The organism is Falsiroseomonas bella, assembly GCF_003173615.1.
In the GTDB taxonomy this organism is placed as follows: Bacteria; Pseudomonadota; Alphaproteobacteria; order Acetobacterales; family Acetobacteraceae; genus Falsiroseomonas; species Falsiroseomonas bella.
The window spans coordinates 222,498-238,519 of the sequence record NZ_QGNA01000003.1 but is presented as its reverse complement, the minus strand read 5'-3'; the positions used below and the strand labels follow the sequence as shown (position 1 = coordinate 238,519).

The 16,022-nt window shown below is 69.9% G+C and carries 16 protein-coding genes and 1 other annotated feature; of the genes, 2 read left to right on the top strand and 14 right to left on the bottom strand.

The features are described from left to right. Positions 1-286: 286 nt before the first annotated feature. From DFH01_RS13705 to DFH01_RS13665, 10 genes are all read right to left on the bottom strand, one after another. The gene (locus DFH01_RS13705) at positions 287-1,486 is read right to left on the bottom strand and encodes a patatin-like phospholipase family protein (RefSeq protein ID WP_233256105.1); all 1,200 of its coding nucleotides are present in this window, start codon (positions 1,484-1,486) and stop codon (positions 287-289) included. Positions 1,487-1,728: 242 nt separating this feature from the next. Further along, positions 1,729-2,960 (bottom strand): IS3 family transposase gene (locus DFH01_RS13700; protein ID WP_408609192.1). Its coding sequence is split into 2 segments (ribosomal slippage): positions 1,729-2,666 and positions 2,666-2,960, totalling 1,233 coding nucleotides; the frame shifts between segments, so codons are not numbered across the junction. Next, positions 2,560-2,676: a sequence feature (AL1L pseudoknot), on the bottom strand. Its footprint overlaps the gene before it by 117 nt. Positions 2,961-3,190: 230 nt before the next feature. Next, a complete protein-coding gene (locus tag DFH01_RS13695; RefSeq protein ID WP_233256104.1) occupies positions 3,191-4,912 on the bottom strand; it encodes a pectate lyase family protein in 1,722 nt (573 codons plus the stop codon). Positions 4,913-4,923: 11 nt separating this feature from the next. Beyond that, a complete protein-coding gene (locus DFH01_RS13690) occupies positions 4,924-6,930 on the bottom strand; it encodes a phage tail protein (RefSeq protein ID WP_109871033.1) in 2,007 nt (668 codons plus the stop codon). A gap of 21 nt (positions 6,931-6,951) precedes the next feature. Beyond that, positions 6,952-7,305, bottom strand: a complete 354-nt coding sequence (locus DFH01_RS13685) for a DUF6950 family protein (protein ID WP_109871032.1) — start codon at positions 7,303-7,305, stop codon at positions 6,952-6,954. After that, positions 7,305-7,883 carry a hypothetical protein gene (locus DFH01_RS13680; protein WP_233256103.1) on the bottom strand — a complete coding sequence of 193 codons (579 nt, stop codon included), beginning with the start codon at positions 7,881-7,883 and terminating at the stop codon, positions 7,305-7,307. The genes DFH01_RS13685 and DFH01_RS13680 overlap by 1 nt, the downstream gene beginning before the upstream one ends. Next, entirely contained in the window at positions 7,880-8,569 is a 690-nt protein-coding gene (locus DFH01_RS13675; protein ID WP_109871031.1) for a hypothetical protein, read from the bottom strand. The genes DFH01_RS13680 and DFH01_RS13675 overlap by 4 nt, the downstream gene beginning before the upstream one ends. 14 nt (positions 8,570-8,583) lie before the next feature. Next, complete coding sequence (locus tag DFH01_RS13670; protein WP_109871030.1) at positions 8,584-10,758, bottom strand: tape measure protein; 2,175 nt, start codon at positions 10,756-10,758, stop codon at positions 8,584-8,586. Position 10,759: 1 nt separating this feature from the next. Continuing rightward, positions 10,760-10,909 carry a hypothetical protein gene (locus tag DFH01_RS28485; protein WP_199231232.1) on the bottom strand — a complete coding sequence of 50 codons (150 nt, stop codon included), beginning with the start codon at positions 10,907-10,909 and terminating at the stop codon, positions 10,760-10,762. Between the two features lie 164 nt (positions 10,910-11,073). Further along, positions 11,074-11,463 (bottom strand): phage-derived protein YdaY family protein, encoded by a 390-nt coding sequence (locus DFH01_RS13665; RefSeq protein ID WP_233256102.1) that lies wholly within the window; start codon positions 11,461-11,463, stop codon positions 11,074-11,076. Positions 11,464-11,922: 459 nt separating this feature from the next. Between DFH01_RS13665 and DFH01_RS13660 the strand changes: the two genes are divergently transcribed. Both DFH01_RS13660 and DFH01_RS13655 read left to right on the top strand, forming a co-directional pair. Beyond that, complete coding sequence (locus tag DFH01_RS13660; protein WP_146217058.1) at positions 11,923-12,399, top strand: hypothetical protein; 477 nt, start codon at positions 11,923-11,925, stop codon at positions 12,397-12,399. 195 nt (positions 12,400-12,594) lie between these two features. Next, positions 12,595-13,359 (top strand): HNH endonuclease signature motif containing protein, encoded by a 765-nt coding sequence (locus tag DFH01_RS13655; RefSeq protein ID WP_109871028.1) that lies wholly within the window; start codon positions 12,595-12,597, stop codon positions 13,357-13,359. Positions 13,360-13,529: 170 nt separating this feature from the next. On the opposite strand, the gene DFH01_RS13650 is transcribed toward DFH01_RS13655, so the two are convergent. Genes DFH01_RS13650 through DFH01_RS13635 form a run of 4 tightly spaced genes read right to left on the bottom strand, consistent with a single transcriptional unit; the run spans position 13,530 to position 16,012 of the window. After that, complete coding sequence (locus tag DFH01_RS13650) at positions 13,530-14,486, bottom strand: phage tail tube protein (RefSeq protein WP_109871027.1); 957 nt, start codon at positions 14,484-14,486, stop codon at positions 13,530-13,532. Positions 14,487-14,520: 34 nt separating this feature from the next. Next, positions 14,521-14,967 carry a hypothetical protein gene (locus DFH01_RS13645; RefSeq protein ID WP_109871026.1) on the bottom strand — a complete coding sequence of 149 codons (447 nt, stop codon included), beginning with the start codon at positions 14,965-14,967 and terminating at the stop codon, positions 14,521-14,523. Further along, on the bottom strand, positions 14,964-15,692 hold the full coding sequence (locus tag DFH01_RS13640) for a DUF6441 family protein (protein ID WP_109871025.1): 729 nt from the start codon (positions 15,690-15,692) through the stop codon (positions 14,964-14,966). Before DFH01_RS13640 ends, DFH01_RS13645 begins: the two co-directional genes overlap by 4 nt. Continuing rightward, entirely contained in the window at positions 15,689-16,012 is a 324-nt protein-coding gene (locus DFH01_RS13635; RefSeq protein WP_109871024.1) for a phage holin family protein, read from the bottom strand. The genes DFH01_RS13640 and DFH01_RS13635 overlap by 4 nt, the downstream gene beginning before the upstream one ends. Positions 16,013-16,022: the final 10 nt, after the last annotated feature.

The window sequence follows — 16,022 nt, the reverse complement described above, 5'->3', positions numbered from 1 at the left end:
GGGGATCCAGGCCTCCCAGCGTGCGCGGCGCGAAGAGCGTGGCGAGGCCGGTCAGCGGGGCGAGACGATTGAATTGCATGGGCTGGTTGAACCTCATCGGCCGGTGGCATCCGAAACGATGATGGTCTCCCGTGTTTCCACGCGGGCCCGTGCCGTGGCTTGTGATGCATCAGGTCTTGGCCGGCACCTCGGCATGGCGCCGGCACACAGGCCGTGTCGCAGATTGCACAGGGCGCCCTGTCCTGACCGGCGGCGAGGGGCTCATGCAACCGGCTTTCGTGTCACATCAGGCGGGCGGCCGTTTGACCCAGGCTTCCCCACGCAGCATGCGTTGCCGTCCATACTCGAAGAGCGGCCGCATATACGCTCGGTCGAATGGCAGCGTGTAGGGGATTGCGAAGTCATTTCCGATGAAAGCCAGGTTGTAGTCCACGTGGTCCCGCTCTGACGCCAGATGCATCCGGACCACATCATTCCGGCCGGACGCGGCGATCATCGAGCCGACGGCCCGCCCGACGATTCCAAGCGTGCGCCGATTGACCTCGCTGCCCCTGGGTTCAAGCCGCGCGTTGCGGATGATCCAGGCGCGGATCGGTGCCGTCGGCAAGCCCCTGGCAATGCGTTGCCGTCGCAAGTCGCCCACGCTGCTGGGGTAGAGGAAGGCCTGCGCGAACACCCCCCCATCCACATGCAGTTCCTGGTATTGGCCTTCCCCCAGGCTGACGTCGAACAATACCGGCGCGAAAGCCCCCGGAATCGCGGCCGACGCGAGCATGATCCGCCGCACCGTATCGAGCGCGCGGGGATGTCCGCTCCGGGCAATCGCGCCGACGTTCCAGATCACCGGCCGTTCCGCATCCAGGTTGGTGGTTCCGATGAGCAGCAGCCGCCCTGCATCATAGGCGCGCGCGATTTCACCCAGCATCTGCTCGGTCATGTGGCGGGAAATCGTGCGAAGCAGGGGGGTGTTGTCCGCCATCGCGTCGTCGAAAAGTGCGGCGGTGGGGTATCGCCGGGTCAGGATGTCGGCGAGGGTGACCTCGGTGTAGACCGCGCGCAGCGCCGCATCCCAGTCGCTGCCCAGAAAGGCAAAGGGTGCCGTCAGCGCGCCGGTGCTTACCCCGGTGACCAGAAAGAATTCCGGCCGGGTGCGCAGTTCGGTCCAGCCGACCAGCAGGCCGGCGCCAAAGGCTCCATCCTCGCCGCCGCCCGAGATGGCCAGCAGGTCCAGCTCGGGAATCGGAGCGCCCGCCGGCAGGCCGCGCCTTGCGATGTTGCGTTGCACCGCCGCCGCAAACTCCTGTTGCAGCCCGAACTGGCCCGCCGGGTCGCTTGGGAAGAAGCGCTCATTGGGCAGGCCCAGGACCGTGACCTCTGGGCGTCGTTCGACGGGCACAGCCGGCAGCCGCGTTGGCAGGGCGCATCCAGTCAGTCCCAGGGCCGCGCTCGTCGACAGGAGGGCTCGTCGGGAGAGGGTCGGTGCCACGGGGCGGATGGGGCAGTGCTCACGCAGATTGCGCATTGTTTGTCTCGATATTCGCCATGGTCTGGAAACGGGGTTTTGTTCGAGAGAGGGCACGCTGGAGAACATCGAAGGTAAGTTGGCATGCGCAAGAGTTTCGGTGAGCCAGCAATTACCCTGGGCGCCCAGCGTTTAAGGTGTGGCATCTCTCCTTTGCAAGTTCGGTTTGAACCGCCCCGGGTTTGCCGGAGGCTGTTTGGTTTGAGTCACGCCGCCAGGAGCAGGTTCTCCTGGGCAGCATAGTAGATTGCTTCGGCCTCGGCCGGCGGGATATTGCCGATGGGCTCCAGCAGCCGCCGATGGTTGAACCAGTCCACCCATTCGAGGGTGGCGAATTCCACGGCCTCGAGCGAGCGCCAGGGGCCGCGCCGGTGAATGACTTCGGCCTTGTAGAGACCGTTGATGCTCTCGGCCAAGGCGTTGTCATAGCTGTCGCCGACGCTGCCGACGGAGGGCTCGATGCCGGCCTGGGCCAGGCGTTCCGTGTAGTGGATGGAGACGTACTGGCTGCCCCTGTCGCTGTGATGCACGAGGCCGCCGCGATGCAGCGGGCGCCGCTCGTGCAGGGCCTGTTCCAGCGCATCCAGCACGAAGCCCGTATGCGCGGTCCGCGACACGCGCCAACCGACGATCCGCCGCGCATAGGCATCGATGATGAAGGCGACGTAGGCGAACCCTGACCAGGTCGCGACATAGGTGAAGTCGGAGACCCACAGCGCGTTCGGGCGCGGTGCCTTGAACTCCCGGTTCACGTGGTCCAGCGGGCAAGGTGCGGCCTTGTCGCTGATCGTCGTCCTGACCGGCTTGCCGCGGATCACGCCCTGCAGGCCCATGCTGCGCATCAGGCGTGCGACGGTGCAGCGGGCCAGGTCATGGCCCTCGCGCTTCAGCTGCCGCCAGACCTTGCGCACGCCGTAGACGCGGAAGTTCTCCTCGAACACGCGCGCGATCTCGGGCATCAGTGCGGCGTCGCGCTGCGCTCGGGCCGGCAGCTTGGCCGGATCACGCCGCCGGGCCGCCTGCACGCGATAGGTCGATGGGGCGATCGGCAAGACATTGCAGATCGGCTCGACCCCATAAACCTCACGATGATCATCGATAAAGCCGATCATGGCTTGAACCGGCGGTCGAGCTCCGCCTGGGCGAAATACGCCGACGCCTTGCGCAGGATTTCGTTCGCCTGCCTCAGCTCGCGGTTCTCACGCTCCAGGGCCTTGAGGCGGGCCGCCATCTCCGTCGTCGGGCCAGGCCGGCGGCCGGTATCGCGCTCCGCCTGCTTCACCCACTCGTTCAGCGTCTGGCCCGTGCAGCCGATCTTGGCCGCGATCGACAGGATCGTCGCCCAGCGCGACGGGTGCTGCGCCTCGTGCTCAAGCACCATCCGCACCGCCCGCTCGCGAACCTCAGGCGAAAACTTGTTCGTCGTCTTGCTCGTCATCGCTCCAGCCTCTCAGGAGTTGGAGCCTCCGACAAACCCGGGGCGGTTCAGTTTGCCGCGCGTCGCGCTCGCTGAGCACCCAGTGTCAGCCGGTTGTGCGGTTTGCGGCGAACGCGCCATCCCGCTCACGGCACGCGCCGCTTCACCACCTGCACAGACAGCGTCGCCGCGACGAGATCGAAGGTGGCTGGCGAGATGTTCCTGGCCATGACGCGCACGGTGTTGTTGGATCACGCCGCGGCATCAAGCTCGATGAACCGCGTCGACGACACCAGCGCCGCGTAGGCGAAGTCCCCCTGACGCGCGCCAGGCACGGTGACGTCGAGCAGGCTGGTCGCCCCAGGTGCCAGGTTCGGCAGATCCCAGGACACCTCCGCCGCGAATTCCCGCTGCCCGACCGGCAGCGCCGGCGTGCCGCAGAGCAGCGCCGGCGCCGCCTCGGGCAGGCCGTAGAGGCGCAGGGCCTCGACCTCGATCTGCCCGTCGAAGCCGACAATGCCGATCTGCGCGAAGGCGACGCCGGGCCCGAGCCGCACCGTCATGCGCTTGTTCAGCGAGGCGTCGGCCATGGCGGCACCGCCGGTCCAGGCCTTGGCCAGCACGTTCCACAGCAGGGTCGTGATCGAGACCAGCGCGTCGTCGGCGACATTCTCCCGCACATTCATCGACGCATCGAAGCAGCGCACGAAGATCCGCCCGCCATCCGCGCCGCCGACGAGGGAATGCACCAGCGCGAACTCCTTCGCCTGTGAACACTCCACCACGAAGGCCAGCCCCCGCTGCGCTTCGAGCAGCAGCCCGCGGGAGGTCGGCGTGATATCGTCCAGCCCGTTGAAGGACAGCCCGGCCAGCGTCGTGGCGCTGGTCGTGGAGGTCGCGACCACCGCCAGCCCCTCCACCCCGATCTCGGTGGAGCTGTGCCGGAACGCCTTGGCGCGGACATTGGGCATCGCCCCCAACAACCGCAGATGCCGCGACGCCGGGGCGCGATGCCGGTTGAGCACGGTGTTGCCGCAGCGGGTGGCGGTCGCGGCGTAGTCAATGCCAACCTGGTAGGTGTTGCTCCACGCCACCTCGTACTCGCAATCCTGTGCCGCGGCGGTGTGCCGCGCGACGATCGGCGAGCAGGCCTCCATGCGCAGCGCCCGGCCGATGATGGCCGAGCCGCTGGTCTCGTTCAGGAAAGGGATGGCGACGTTCGGGTCGAGCTGGCGCAGTTCGAAGTTCGGCGCGTCGAAGACGTGCCGGTTGTGGTTGGAATAGGCGCCGTCCGCCTTGGACAGCCGGATCCCGAAGCGGTCGATGGTGGGGTTGATCCCGGTCGCGATGGCGAAGTGGCCGCCATAGTAGCGAACAGATGTGTTCCAAGCGGTCGCGGTGGCGCAGCGGATGTCGAGGCCGATGCGGTTGTTGAGGATGCGGCCGAGATGGAAGGTGCTGTCCTCGACGCCGCGGCCGTCGCCCAGCGTGCGCATGCCGATGGTGAAGCCCGAGACCAGACGCAGCTCGACCACCGAGGCGTCGACGTTGCGCACCAGGATGCCGATGTCGCCCTCGTCGAGCCAGTCGGACTGGGTCTGCCGGACAACCTGCAGCCCGGCGTAGTGCTTCTCGCCGTTGCGGACGGCGCCGCCATCCCCGAGCGTCAGCACGGTGGCCGGGGCGGTGCCGGTGTAGCGGAGCACGCCGTGCATGATCAGGCCGCGGGCACCGCCGCCGAGGATCACGCCGGCAGAGACGTTCCAGGTGCCGGGCGGGATGACGGCGAATTTTTGGTCCGCGGCGGCGCGGTCGAAGGCCGCCTGGATGGCGGCACGGTCGTCGGCGACGCCGTCGCCGAGGCCGCCGAAGTCGGACGGCAGCACCGTCTCGCGGTCGCGGAGGTATTTGGCGAGATCGGTCTTGCTGACCGCGGTGTCGAGCACCAGCAGGTCGTCGATGCGGGCGGGCATGGTGGGGTTCCCTACAGCGCAGTCGCTGTCACCGGCCCGGCCAGGGCCGATACGTTGCCCTCGGCCGAGACGGCGCGCAGCCAGTACCAACGGGTGTCCCCGGTGCTGAGGCCGGTGCGGTCCCAAAAGAGGCTGGTCGGCTCCGCCGCCAGCTTGGTCGCGGCGGCGAGGCTGCTGGTGCTCGCCTCGAACACCTGAAGGCGGATGGCATCGGGCGGGAAGCTGCCGGAGAGGCGAATGCCGCCGGTAATCCCCGTCGCGGTGGGCGCCGCCACCGCGGCCGGGACGAGGGCCTGCCGCCAGCCCGAGACCGCGCTGCTGCGCGCCACGGCGCGCACCCGGAAGCCGGTCGGCTCGGCGGTGGGGATCGCGGCCGCGGTGGCGCCGAGCGAACCGCCATAGCCCTGCCAGGACGCGACTGAGGCCGGCTGAAACTCGACCTGGTAGCCGGCGAGGTGGGAGGAGCCGACCGCCGCCCAGGACAGGGAGAGCGCGGCAAAGGCGGTGGTCTGCGGCGTCTCCACCGTGATTGCGGCCGGCGTGGCGATGACGCCCGGGTTGGGCAGCACCACGGCAGGGTTCGACCCGGTGGCACGTTCATCGACCGCCGGGTTCCAATCCCACACCGCGGCGTCCTCCTCCTCCAGGGTGAGGTCGACACCGCCCTCGGCCGCCAGCGACCAGGCGGTGACCCGCGCCGGAAAGGGCGTCAGCCGGTCGAGCGCGACCGTCGCCGCCTCCCAGGGCCGCAGGCGCAGCGCCGAGAGGTTGGCTGGGAAGGCCACGGTGCGCTGGCGGCGGTTGCGCTCCAACTCGACCTTCATCAGCCGCTGCACGGTGCTGGCCGAGGTGGTGAGCGGGAATTCGAGGTCGCGGTAGATCATCTCGCCGCCATCCTGGGCGACGTAGTTGGAGGCCAGCAGCGGCGGCGCGTCGGTCGGCTGCCAGTTGGCGGCGGGCTCGACATAGACGGCGCGCACCCCGTTGAAGAGGTCCCGTCGCGGCCGCGCGCCCTGGATGGTGACGTCGCCGCGGAGATCGTCCGAGGTCAGGGTGGCGGCGGGCAGCGCCGGCGCCCCAGCATGGATGAAGAACCGCCCCCCACTCACCACCAACGCGCCGGCCATGGCGGCGGCGAGCTTGCGAGTGATGGCGATCTTGCCCTCGGCCAGCGACAGCACGCCGTTGGCGGTGTAGCGGCGCTCGTAGACCCCGGCCCGGGTGCCGACCAGCTCGTCGCAGATGTTGGCGGCGGCGATCAGGGCGGGGATGTCGATGTCGGACCAGGACGCCCGCCAACCGAAGGGCGCGGTGAGGTACCAGGCGAGCAGCAGGGCGGGGTTGTCGGACCAGCCCACCATCCCCGTGCGCGGGTCGAGGATGGTGTCGGCGCCCTCGACGATGGCGGCGATGTTGGGCGGGCCGGCGGGAAACGCCTCGGCGGTGAGTTTCAGGCGGACGGCGACATAGGCGCGGCTGCGGCCGCGATGCGCGCTGGTCCACTGGCCGCCAGTCTCGGCGATCAGGTTGGCATCGGCCACCTGATTTGGATCCCCCAGGTGCCGGTCGGTGCGGAGCAGCCCGGCGAGCGATCCGTCGCCCTCGAGCTTGTCGCCCAAAAACACCTCGCCGATGGCGCGGACGCGGTGCGCGGCGAGCACGACCACCGAGTAGAAATAACCGTCGGCGCGGCCCTCATCGTCGGTTGCCGAGTGCAGGAAGACGATGGGTCCCGACACCTTGCAACGGCCGAGGACGAGCTGATGCTCGGTGACCGGCTGGCGGAAAGCCTGGGTGCGGCCGGCGCCGGGCTGGCCGGCGTCGAAGCCGGCGATCGCCGCCGCCTGCGGGCTGAGGCTGGCCTGCTTTTTCTGCTTCTGCGGGAAGACCGACTGGCCGATGGCCGAGACGATGAAGGCGGCGCCGGCGCCGACCACGGCACCGATGATGCCACCGCCGACCGCGGCGGAGGCGACGCCGGCGGCGGCGACCGCGATGAGGGGGACAGCGGCAGGCATCAGGCGCGGTCCTCCGAGGCGTCAGTCGATGCGCCAGGCGGTGGTGCAGGTGGTGAGCGGGACGCGGACCAGGCCGCGGGGACCGACAAAGGCCGCACGGCCGCCATCCACCACCACGCCGAGGCGCGGCGGGTCACCGGCGAGGACAACGTCCCCCGCTCGTGCAAAGGCCGGCGGGATGCGCGGGAAGCCGGCGCTGTCCGCCGTGGCCTCCAGCGTCGGCCGGCTGCGCCAGGCGGGCATCCGGCCCGTGCTGGCGCGCACCGCGGCCAAGGCAAGCCGCCCGCAGTTCCAGCGATGGGCGTGAAAGGGGCGCGCCTCCGCCGCGGTGAGCAGGGCTGCCAGCCGCGCGTGCCAATCCGGCAGACGGGCCATCAGCTGGCGGGCAGCCGGATCTCCGCCTCCTGCAGGGCGGGGACGAACTCGAAGAAGCGATCCCCCGGATACTCGGCCTGCTGGTCGGCATCGGTGTAGCGGCGCACCTCGGCACGCTCGAGGTCGACGAGCCGGCTCTCGCAGGTCAGCGAGATGCGCGGCTCGGCCCCGTCCACCACCTGCATGGTGTCCATCAGCCCGGCCCAGAGGGGAAAGGGATCGGCGACGAAGGCACCCTCGGGATCGAGCAGCGCGCCCCACAGCCGCGCCGGGCGCAGCCGGAAGGACTGCTCGGCCAGCGCGATGTCCACCACCTCCTGCGGCACCGGCGACAGCGTCAGGGTGATGCGCACCGCCCTGAGCTCGGCGGTCTCCTCGATGTCGGAGACGGCGCCGATGGTGCCCATTCCCTCATAGGTCACACCGGCCCAATCGAGCGGTCCGAGCCCGGTCCAGGCGCGGATCGGCCCGGAGGCGAAGTCGAGCTCGACCAGGACGACGGGCGTGGCGACCGGCGCGGTGGCGGCAGCCGCGGCCTGGGGCGAGAGCCGCGGCGTGGCGGTGATGCCGTCGGTCACGGCAGGGCCTCCTCGAGGCGGATGGTGATGGCGGTGAAGCGCCCCGGCCGGGTGGGGTTGGCGCCCTCATCGTCGGAGGCGAGGCGCATGGCGACGGTCGGCGTGGTCAGCACCAGCGGCTCGGCGAGCGGGGCGGCGGCGCGCAGCGGCGGAGCGATCGGGATGGTGGCGGTGCCGGTGCCGGACGCCACGACCTGCTCGGTCGCCATGTAGAGCCGGCCGGCGAGCCCGATATGGTCGCCCGCACCGACCGCCACCGCGTTGGGCCACCAGCCCTGGGTTGTGAGCGACAGCGCCCCGCGCGCGGCGCCGGGCGCCAGCGATGGCGTACCAGATCCCACCACCATCCCCGTCCCATCGGTGAAGATGGTGGCGTCCGAGAAGGAGTACGGCCCCGAGGGCACCTCGCCCTGGCTCCGCGGATCGCCGGTGCGGTACTCGCGCCGCCAGTCCCAGATGCGGATCGTGTTGGCCGAGCCGGCCAGGGCGGCGAGCAGCCCCTCCAGCACGCCGGCCTGGATGCGGTTGAGCGGATCGAAGCTGGCCTCGGCGATCCAGCGCGCGCCGTCGCGGCGCAGCACCTGGGTGGCGCGGCTGACCGGCGAGACAAAGCGCAGCGTATTGTGCTGCAGGTAGAAGCTCAGCCGCGACGGACGGAGCGCGGCAGGCCAGGCGTATTCGGTCATGGCTCGCCCTCCCCCTACCCGCGCACCGTGTCGTAGGCCGCGCCGCCGCGGCGGATGGCGTCCAGCGTCATCGCCGAGGCCTGCCGGGCGATCTGCCCGGCGAGCAGCCGCAGCCGCGCCTCGACGCCGGCATCGGCGCCGCGGGCGTCGATGCTGATGCTGGTGTGGATGGTCGGGCCGGCAGCGCCCGGCACCGCGCCATTGGGGAGCACCGTCCCGGCCTGGCGCGGGACGAACCACTCCGGCCCGCGCTCGCCGACAATGTAGGGCTGTCCGGCGGCGACCGGTCCGCCCTCGGCGCGGAACAGCCCGCCGAGCCAGGAGCCGACATCGGTGAACAGGCTGTCGAAGGAGATGCCCGACAGCCCGGCCGAGACGGCATTGCCCAGCGGTTCGGTGATGACCTTGCGGGCGAGGATGCGGGTGATGTCCTGCAGCAGCCCCTCCAGCACGGAGGAGAACTTCTCGCCCTTGACAATCGCGTCCTCGAAGGCGCTGGAGAAGGTCAGGCCCAGTTCGCGGACGGTGTCGGAGGTGCGTTCCGCACCGCGCTGCACACGCTCCTCCGCCCGTTCCAGCTCCTCCATCGCCGCGACCGCCTCGCGCTGGATGGTCTCGTCAGGCACGGAGCGGCCGGCCCGTTCCGCCCGCTCCACTAGGCTGGAGAGATTGGCGAGGCGGCGCTGGTAGCGCTCATAGGCGGTCTCGTTCTGCTGGATCAGCCGCTCGCGCTCGCGCAGCAGCTCGTTGAGCTCCCGCTCGGCCTCGCGGGCCTCGCGCGCGCCCTCATTGCTGGCGCGCCGGACGGCGGCGACGCGGGGCTCGAGCCGGCGCAGCGCCTCGTCGCGCTCCTGCAGGGCGAGGGTCTCAAGGCGGGTGCGCTCGGCGGCGGTGACGCCACCGGCCGCCTCCGCCTCGCGCAGCCGCCGGACCCGCTCCTCGTATTCCCGGTTGATCCGGAAGCGGTCGTCGAGGTCGCGGGTGAGCTCCTGGACGTCCTGCGTGGCGCGTCGCCTGCGGGCCTCGGCCGCGGCGGTGGCAGCGCTCTCCTGCTCGCTGCGCTGGCGCTCGCCAGCGGCCTGCTCGCCGCGGGTGATCTCGCCCTGGAGGTCCGTGTATTGCCGGCGCAGCTCCTCCAGCCGGGCCGCGCGATCAACCCCGGCCTGCTGCTCGGCGGTGCCGACCAGGCCGGGGCGGATGCTGCCGCGGCGGACCGGGGCGGTCAGGCTGGCGCGGCCGTCCTGCTGGCTTTCCAGCCGGGCGATTTGGGCCGCCAGCGCCTCGGCCTGGCGGCGCATGCCGGCGAAGCGTTCCTCCTCGCTGAGCAGGCCCGCACCCTGGCGGACGCCATCCACCGCGCGGGCGGCCGCGGAGAGCGCTCGGGCCAGGGCGTTGGACAGGCCAATGGCGCGATCGAGCTGGCCGAGGAAGTTCTCGGTCGCGGCGGAGAGCTGACCGAAGGCGCGGCCGAGCGAGAGCGGCGCGCGGTCGAGTTCGGCGCCGAGGCGTTCGGTAGCCCGCAGCAGCGCGGGGAAGACCCGCTCGGCGGTGAGCTTGCCCTCGGAGCCGAGCTTGCGCAGTTCGCCGATCGAGACGCCGAGTTCCTTGGCCAGCCCCTCGGCCAGCAGCGGCATGGCCTCGAGGATGGAGCGGAGCTCGTCACCCTGCAGCACGCCGGAGGCCAGCGCCTGCGCAAGCTGCAGGGTGGCCGAGGAGATCTCCTGCGTGGAGGCGCCGGAGACGATGGCGACGCGTTGCAGGCCGCCAACCAGGCGGACCACCTGGTCGGAGGTGGCGCCGATCTCACGGGCGGCGATCGAGAAGCGTTGGAAGGCGTCGACGCTCTCGGACACCGCGACGCCGGTGGAGAGTGCGTTGCGATAGAGCGCCTCGTAGACCTGGCCGGCGCGCTCGACCGAGCCGGTGGCGTTCTGCAGGCGGGAGAGGCTCTGGGTGAGCGCATCGCCAGCCTGGACCAGGGCACGGGCCGCGATCGCGACGCCGGCGATTTGGATACCGCGGGTGGCGACGTCGAGCAGTTCGAGCGAGCGCGACGCGCGCTCGGCGCCGCCCTTGATCTGGTCGAGGGAGCGCTGGCCGGTCTCGCCGACCTCGCGCAGCCCGGCCTTGACCCGGGCAGCATCGTCCAGCGAGAGGCGGACCGAGACGCGGCGGGTGGCGTCGGCCATGTCAGGTCGTCTTCCCCTCGCGGCGCGCAGCGGCGCCCTCGGCCATGCCGATGCGGATGGCGAGCAGCAACTCGGCGGCGGCCCAGCCGGCGGCGCCGAGATCGCGCGCCGCGGCCAGCGCGCCGGCGGTGTCGAGCGTCAGGCCGGCCATGGTGGCCTCGGCGCAGGCGGTGCCGGCGGCCCAACAGGCATGGCCCTCAAGGCTGGTGGGGGCGTGCGCGGCGTAGGGGCAGGCGTCGGCGCAGTCGCGGCCGAGGCCAGCGCAGCCGCGGCAGTAGTCGGGCCCGCGGCCGAAGTGCCAGGCGGCGCGCGCCCTCAGCCGTTTCCCTCGGCGGCCACGGCCGCAACGGGGCCGGTGGCGCGGTCCCAGAACGACGCAGCGATATCGTCGAGGTCCATCAGGCGCTCGACCGCCTCGGGCGAGAGCGGCAGCGGCTTGCCAGCGGCATCGCCGACGCCCTCCCAGGCGGTGACGGCGTGACGGGCGAGCGCCTTGACCAGGAAGGCGAAGGCCAGGCCGCGCGCCATGTCGGGGTCGAGGTCGGCCTCCGCGGCGCGCAGTGCGCCGAGGCGGCGGGCCGAGCCGGCCTGGGCGGCGGCCATGACGGCGGTGGTGACGGGACGGATTTCCAGGCGCACGCCGCGGGGAAGGTCGAGCCAATACGGCTCGGCTGGGAGGTCGAGGGTGAGCATGAGGTTCTCCATTATGGGGACATCGGAACCGCATCCGTGAAATAGCGCAGCAGTAGGACCGAGCTAGCCAGGGCTCGTCCGCATTACTGGGGCGAAGTTGCCCGGTGCGGCGTCATGAAAACCGGAAAAGCGCCAAGATGAGAGCGACGGCCGTTCGGACCCTTTCGGACATTCGGACAAGGCGATCAAATGGCCCGCCGGGGCGAAAGCGGTCCTGCAGACTACGAATGTCGAGGCAAGCACCCAGACAGCCGAAGGCTACCGAAGGTAATGGCGGCTAAATCACCGGCACACTCTCGTTCAACGCAGCTACCCAGGTGGCGCTACGGGGTCCTGGCTGTATAGGGTGAAACAATGCATCTACCATTCATATTCCTCGACGCTACCTGGCACATCGGTCGACGGAGCCCGGATGGTAGGCTGCATAAGCGATTCACGAAAAACTGGGACTACGAGTTCGGGCTACTTTCCGTGTCGCTCGACCCCGAAGCCTGGAGGTCCGGCTGGGCGGGTGAAGAGGGCGTCATCTACGAGGTCGCCGCATCCGGGCGGCCGCTTTGCTTCCTCGATGCAGATAACACCTTGGCGTACCATAGGAATGCGATCGAGGCGGCCGCGATCCATGCACAGCTAATTCGACGCGACGCATCCGGCATCCACGCGGCGGAGCAACTCTATCTTGCACTGGACCTAACGGCGAATTCGCAGCTTCATCTTGAAGGGCGTCCGTTCGAGGATCAGCTACTGCAAGCGGCTCTCGCAGTGCTGGCCTCAGGGGACGGCATGATTGACGGACTGTGGTGGCCCGACACGCTGAACGGAGCGACGAGGACCGAGCGAGGCGGCGTCTATCAGCACCGCCTCGCCGAACTTGCGATCGCCATCACCCCCTCCGCGTCCCTTGCTCCGAACCTGTCGGCGAAGGAGCTTCCGTGTGCCATACTGTAGTAGGCAATGTCTGTAGGCGCGCCTTCTGCAGCTGCATCAGGGTCGCAGTGGCGTTCGCCAAGCGCCAGCCAGCGTTGGGGCCGATCGCCGCCATCGCTAACTCATCGATTACTACAAATGCTGGGGTGACCTTTCTTGCCGACACCATCCTACGACAAGCCGAGGCCCCCAATTCCAGCGGCGACCGAACGTCTGGTGCTGGTCGAGGCTGGCCATGCCTGCGCCATCAAGGAGTGCCGCGACCACACGTACCTCGAGCTTCACCACATTGACGAGAACCGTGAGAACAACGACCCGGCTAATTTGATCGCGCTGTGCGACAGGCATCATAAGATGGCGCATGCCGGCGTAATCGATCGCAAGGCTTTACGCCTCTACAAGCAGTTGCTGTCGACAAGCCGGGAGGCCGATATCATGGCGCGCCTCGCCCGGCTGGAGGGACAGATAGGCGGCGGCGCATCCGAGCTACCTGTTGTCGAGACTAGCGAGGAGCAGCCGGCGGACGCCGGCATTAGGAAATTCTCCGCCACGCGGTCAGCCGTTCAGGCCTTCGCCCTCTGCCAGGTCGCGATCACGAAGTATGAACAGGACGTCGGCACCTATTTTGAGCGGCACGTGGAGCTCGTTGCCGGCGAAAAGAGACTGGTCCTTGATGGCCTGAAGCAGTTCGCCAACGAAACGGCAGATATCATTGTGGATTTCAGCTATATCCGGAAGGCGTATCTAGACGCGCCGGCCTATGGGAAATGGCTGCGCGAGAAGGTCGAGCTCTACGAGGTGATGACTGGGAGGAAGGCCGCCGGAGTTCTCCTCGTTGTGGTTAGTAAAGAGAATATGCTGGAGGAATTCGCCCTCCCTGCCATCCGACAGAGCGCGCTTGATAATGCCGTGACCCTGCAGATCTATTCCTGCGACCAGGTTGGCTTCCATCCTGGGCCAATTAGCGCCGCTCTGCTCTGACGGAGTGACGCTGAGCTGAAAGCCGTCTTTCGCCACCCGACGAGCTTGGCGGATGGCAGTCCCACTGATCGCTTGAGGACGTTTGGGGCTACAGCCCGACCTGTCGAGATCCTGCCGCCAGTTGGTCGTTGATGCTGGTTGGTGGATCGAGGGAGTAGTGCAGGACAGTTTCACACGTACTCCGCCCCCGCTTGCAGATTCTTCAGCACGGCCGTCATCATGCGCGTGGCCGTGGCGTTGTAGGCCGCGCGGAACTCGAAGCTCGCCTCGACCCCAGCCGGGCCCTCGATCGGGGTTTTCGCCAGCGCCAGGTAGACCTCGTGCAGCGTGAAGGTCAGGCTGCGGTTGGCGTCGATCGTGTAGCTGAAGGCGAACTCCGCCGGCGCGTTGTTCTGTGCCTGGGTCAGCAGCGTGGTGTCCGCAAAGCGCGCGGTGATCTGGCCGGTCGCGCGCGCGATGCCGGGATCTACGCCTTCCACCTTCCGGTCGGCGCGTATGGTGCGCACCATCTCCATCCCGTTGGCGTAGGTCAGCCGCGCCCCGGTCACCTGCGCCAGCGCCGAGCCGTTTCGGTTGATCGCGCCCTGCGCCTTGTTGAAGGCCGTGTAGGCGGCGCTGGTCGGCGTGCCGCCCGCGCTTGAGGCGCCGCGCGTCGAGCCCTGGCCCATCAGCCCGAAGGTGGCGGTGGCCGGGCCGGTCGGCGAGAAGTCGATCTCCAGCGTGTCGGCGCGCACGCCGGTGCAAAGATCGTAGTTCGGCACGTCCGGGTAGCCGATCTCGATGCTGTTCGAGGGCAGCGCCGCGGCGCCGGATCCGAAGCTGTGGATGAAGTTCGGGCTGGTGCCTGTGGTGGTCGGCGGGCCGAGCAGCAGGCGCAGCCAGTGGCCGATGTTGACGAGGTCGACCGGCACCACCGCCTGGCCCTGCACGGTGACCGTGTCGAGGAAGGGCGCCGCGGGATCGCGGCTGCTGCCCACGCCGATGACGTCGGCATCGAGCAGCGGCTGCTCGGCGCCGAGGTCGCAGGAGAGGAACGGCATGCGCAGCCAGTCGCCCGCGGGGGCGGTGCCGTAGGTCGCCTCGGGGATCATGAGCAGACGGCAATTGGCGCCGATGGCACGGGGCATCGGAGATCTCCGGGATCAGCAGGAGGAAGAAGCGTCAGGCCAGCGGCGAGCCGGCGACGGTGAAGAACAGCGCGACAGGGACGGAGGCAGCGCGGGCCGCAGCGGCGCCCTCGAACTCGACATCCTCGACATCGGGCGCACCGGGCTGTGCCCATTCCACTGCGCCACCGAGGGTCCGGTCGGCGGTGATCGCGGCGGCGATGTCCACCAGCAGCACATCGAGCAACGCGGCGCGCGCCGCCGGCGTCGCGCCACCAACGATGACCTCGACCTCGGCGCGGTGCTCGATCGCCCAGGCGAGCGGCGAGAGGATCGCCGTCTCCTCCACGGTCTCGCCATCGCGGATGACGACCAGCCCGCCCGGCGGCAGACGCTGCGGTACGGTCTCGCCGCGCAGGACCAGAGGGGCGGGATTGCGGGTGGCGAGTGCCGTCTGCAACCGGCCGTGCAACGCCGCGATCGCAGCCTCCCGCACGCTCACGGCGCCGCCCTCCCGCTCTCACGCTCCCACGCCGCGACGAACCGCCCCGGCAGCCGGCGCAGCCCGCGCTCAGCGGCGCCCTTCACGTCCAGCCGCTTGGCGAGCTTCACCTGCGGCAGCAGCAGGAACATCGGCACCATCCCGCGCTGGAGCATGCCGCGGGCCCAGGCCTCGCGGCCCTTTCGGTTGCCGGTAACGACCTCCGCGAGGCCGCCGGCGATCAGGCGCGTCCGCCGACGCCGGCCGGTCTGCTCGCCCTGACGCAGCGGCAGGCACCACACGAAGCCCCGCCCCGAGCGGAACGGCCGGAGGAAACCCTGCCCGGAGGCGACCATCTGCGCCGGCGTGACGCGCAGGCCCTTCTCGCCACGGCCGCGGCGTCCCCGCGCCGCGTTGAAGCCGGTCGCGATCGCCAGGAACTTCCGGCCACCCTTGGCGCGGATCAGCGCCCCGCGCTCGAAGGCGTCGATGACGTTCGGCACCTTGGTCCAGACCAGCCCAGCGGAACGCAGTGACTGCCCCGAGCGGGGAAACACCTGCGACCGCCAGGCATTGGCGATGCCGCGCGCATTGCCGCCGAAGCTGCTGCTGACCTGTCGTCGCAGCTCCTGCTTGACCTGCTCGGTCTCGGCGCGGATCGCCGTCATCGCCGCGCGCTCACCGGCCCGGACCTCGGCCGCCAGTACCTGCCGCAGGTCGCCGATGATGCGGGCCGCCAGCCTCACGGCGTGCCGCCATCGCGCGGCGGCAGGCCGGTGCGATGGCGGATGATGGCGACCGCGAGGTCGTGCAGCGCCGCCTGGCCGAGGTAGCCGAACACGAAGGCGAACAGGAACCGGCCGTATTCGTTGAACTCGAGGAAGCCACCGAGGGCGTAGCCGGCGCTGCCGACCAGGGCGGCGGAGGGCACCTCCCAGGCGAGGCACCAACCGAAGCGGCGGCGCTCGGGGTTATTCCAGCGGACGAAGCCGCCGGCGAGACCAGCCGCGGCGCCGAGCAGCAGGTCGCGCAGGATCTCCAGCAGGGTGAGAGCATTCTGCGGCATGGGGTGGGGC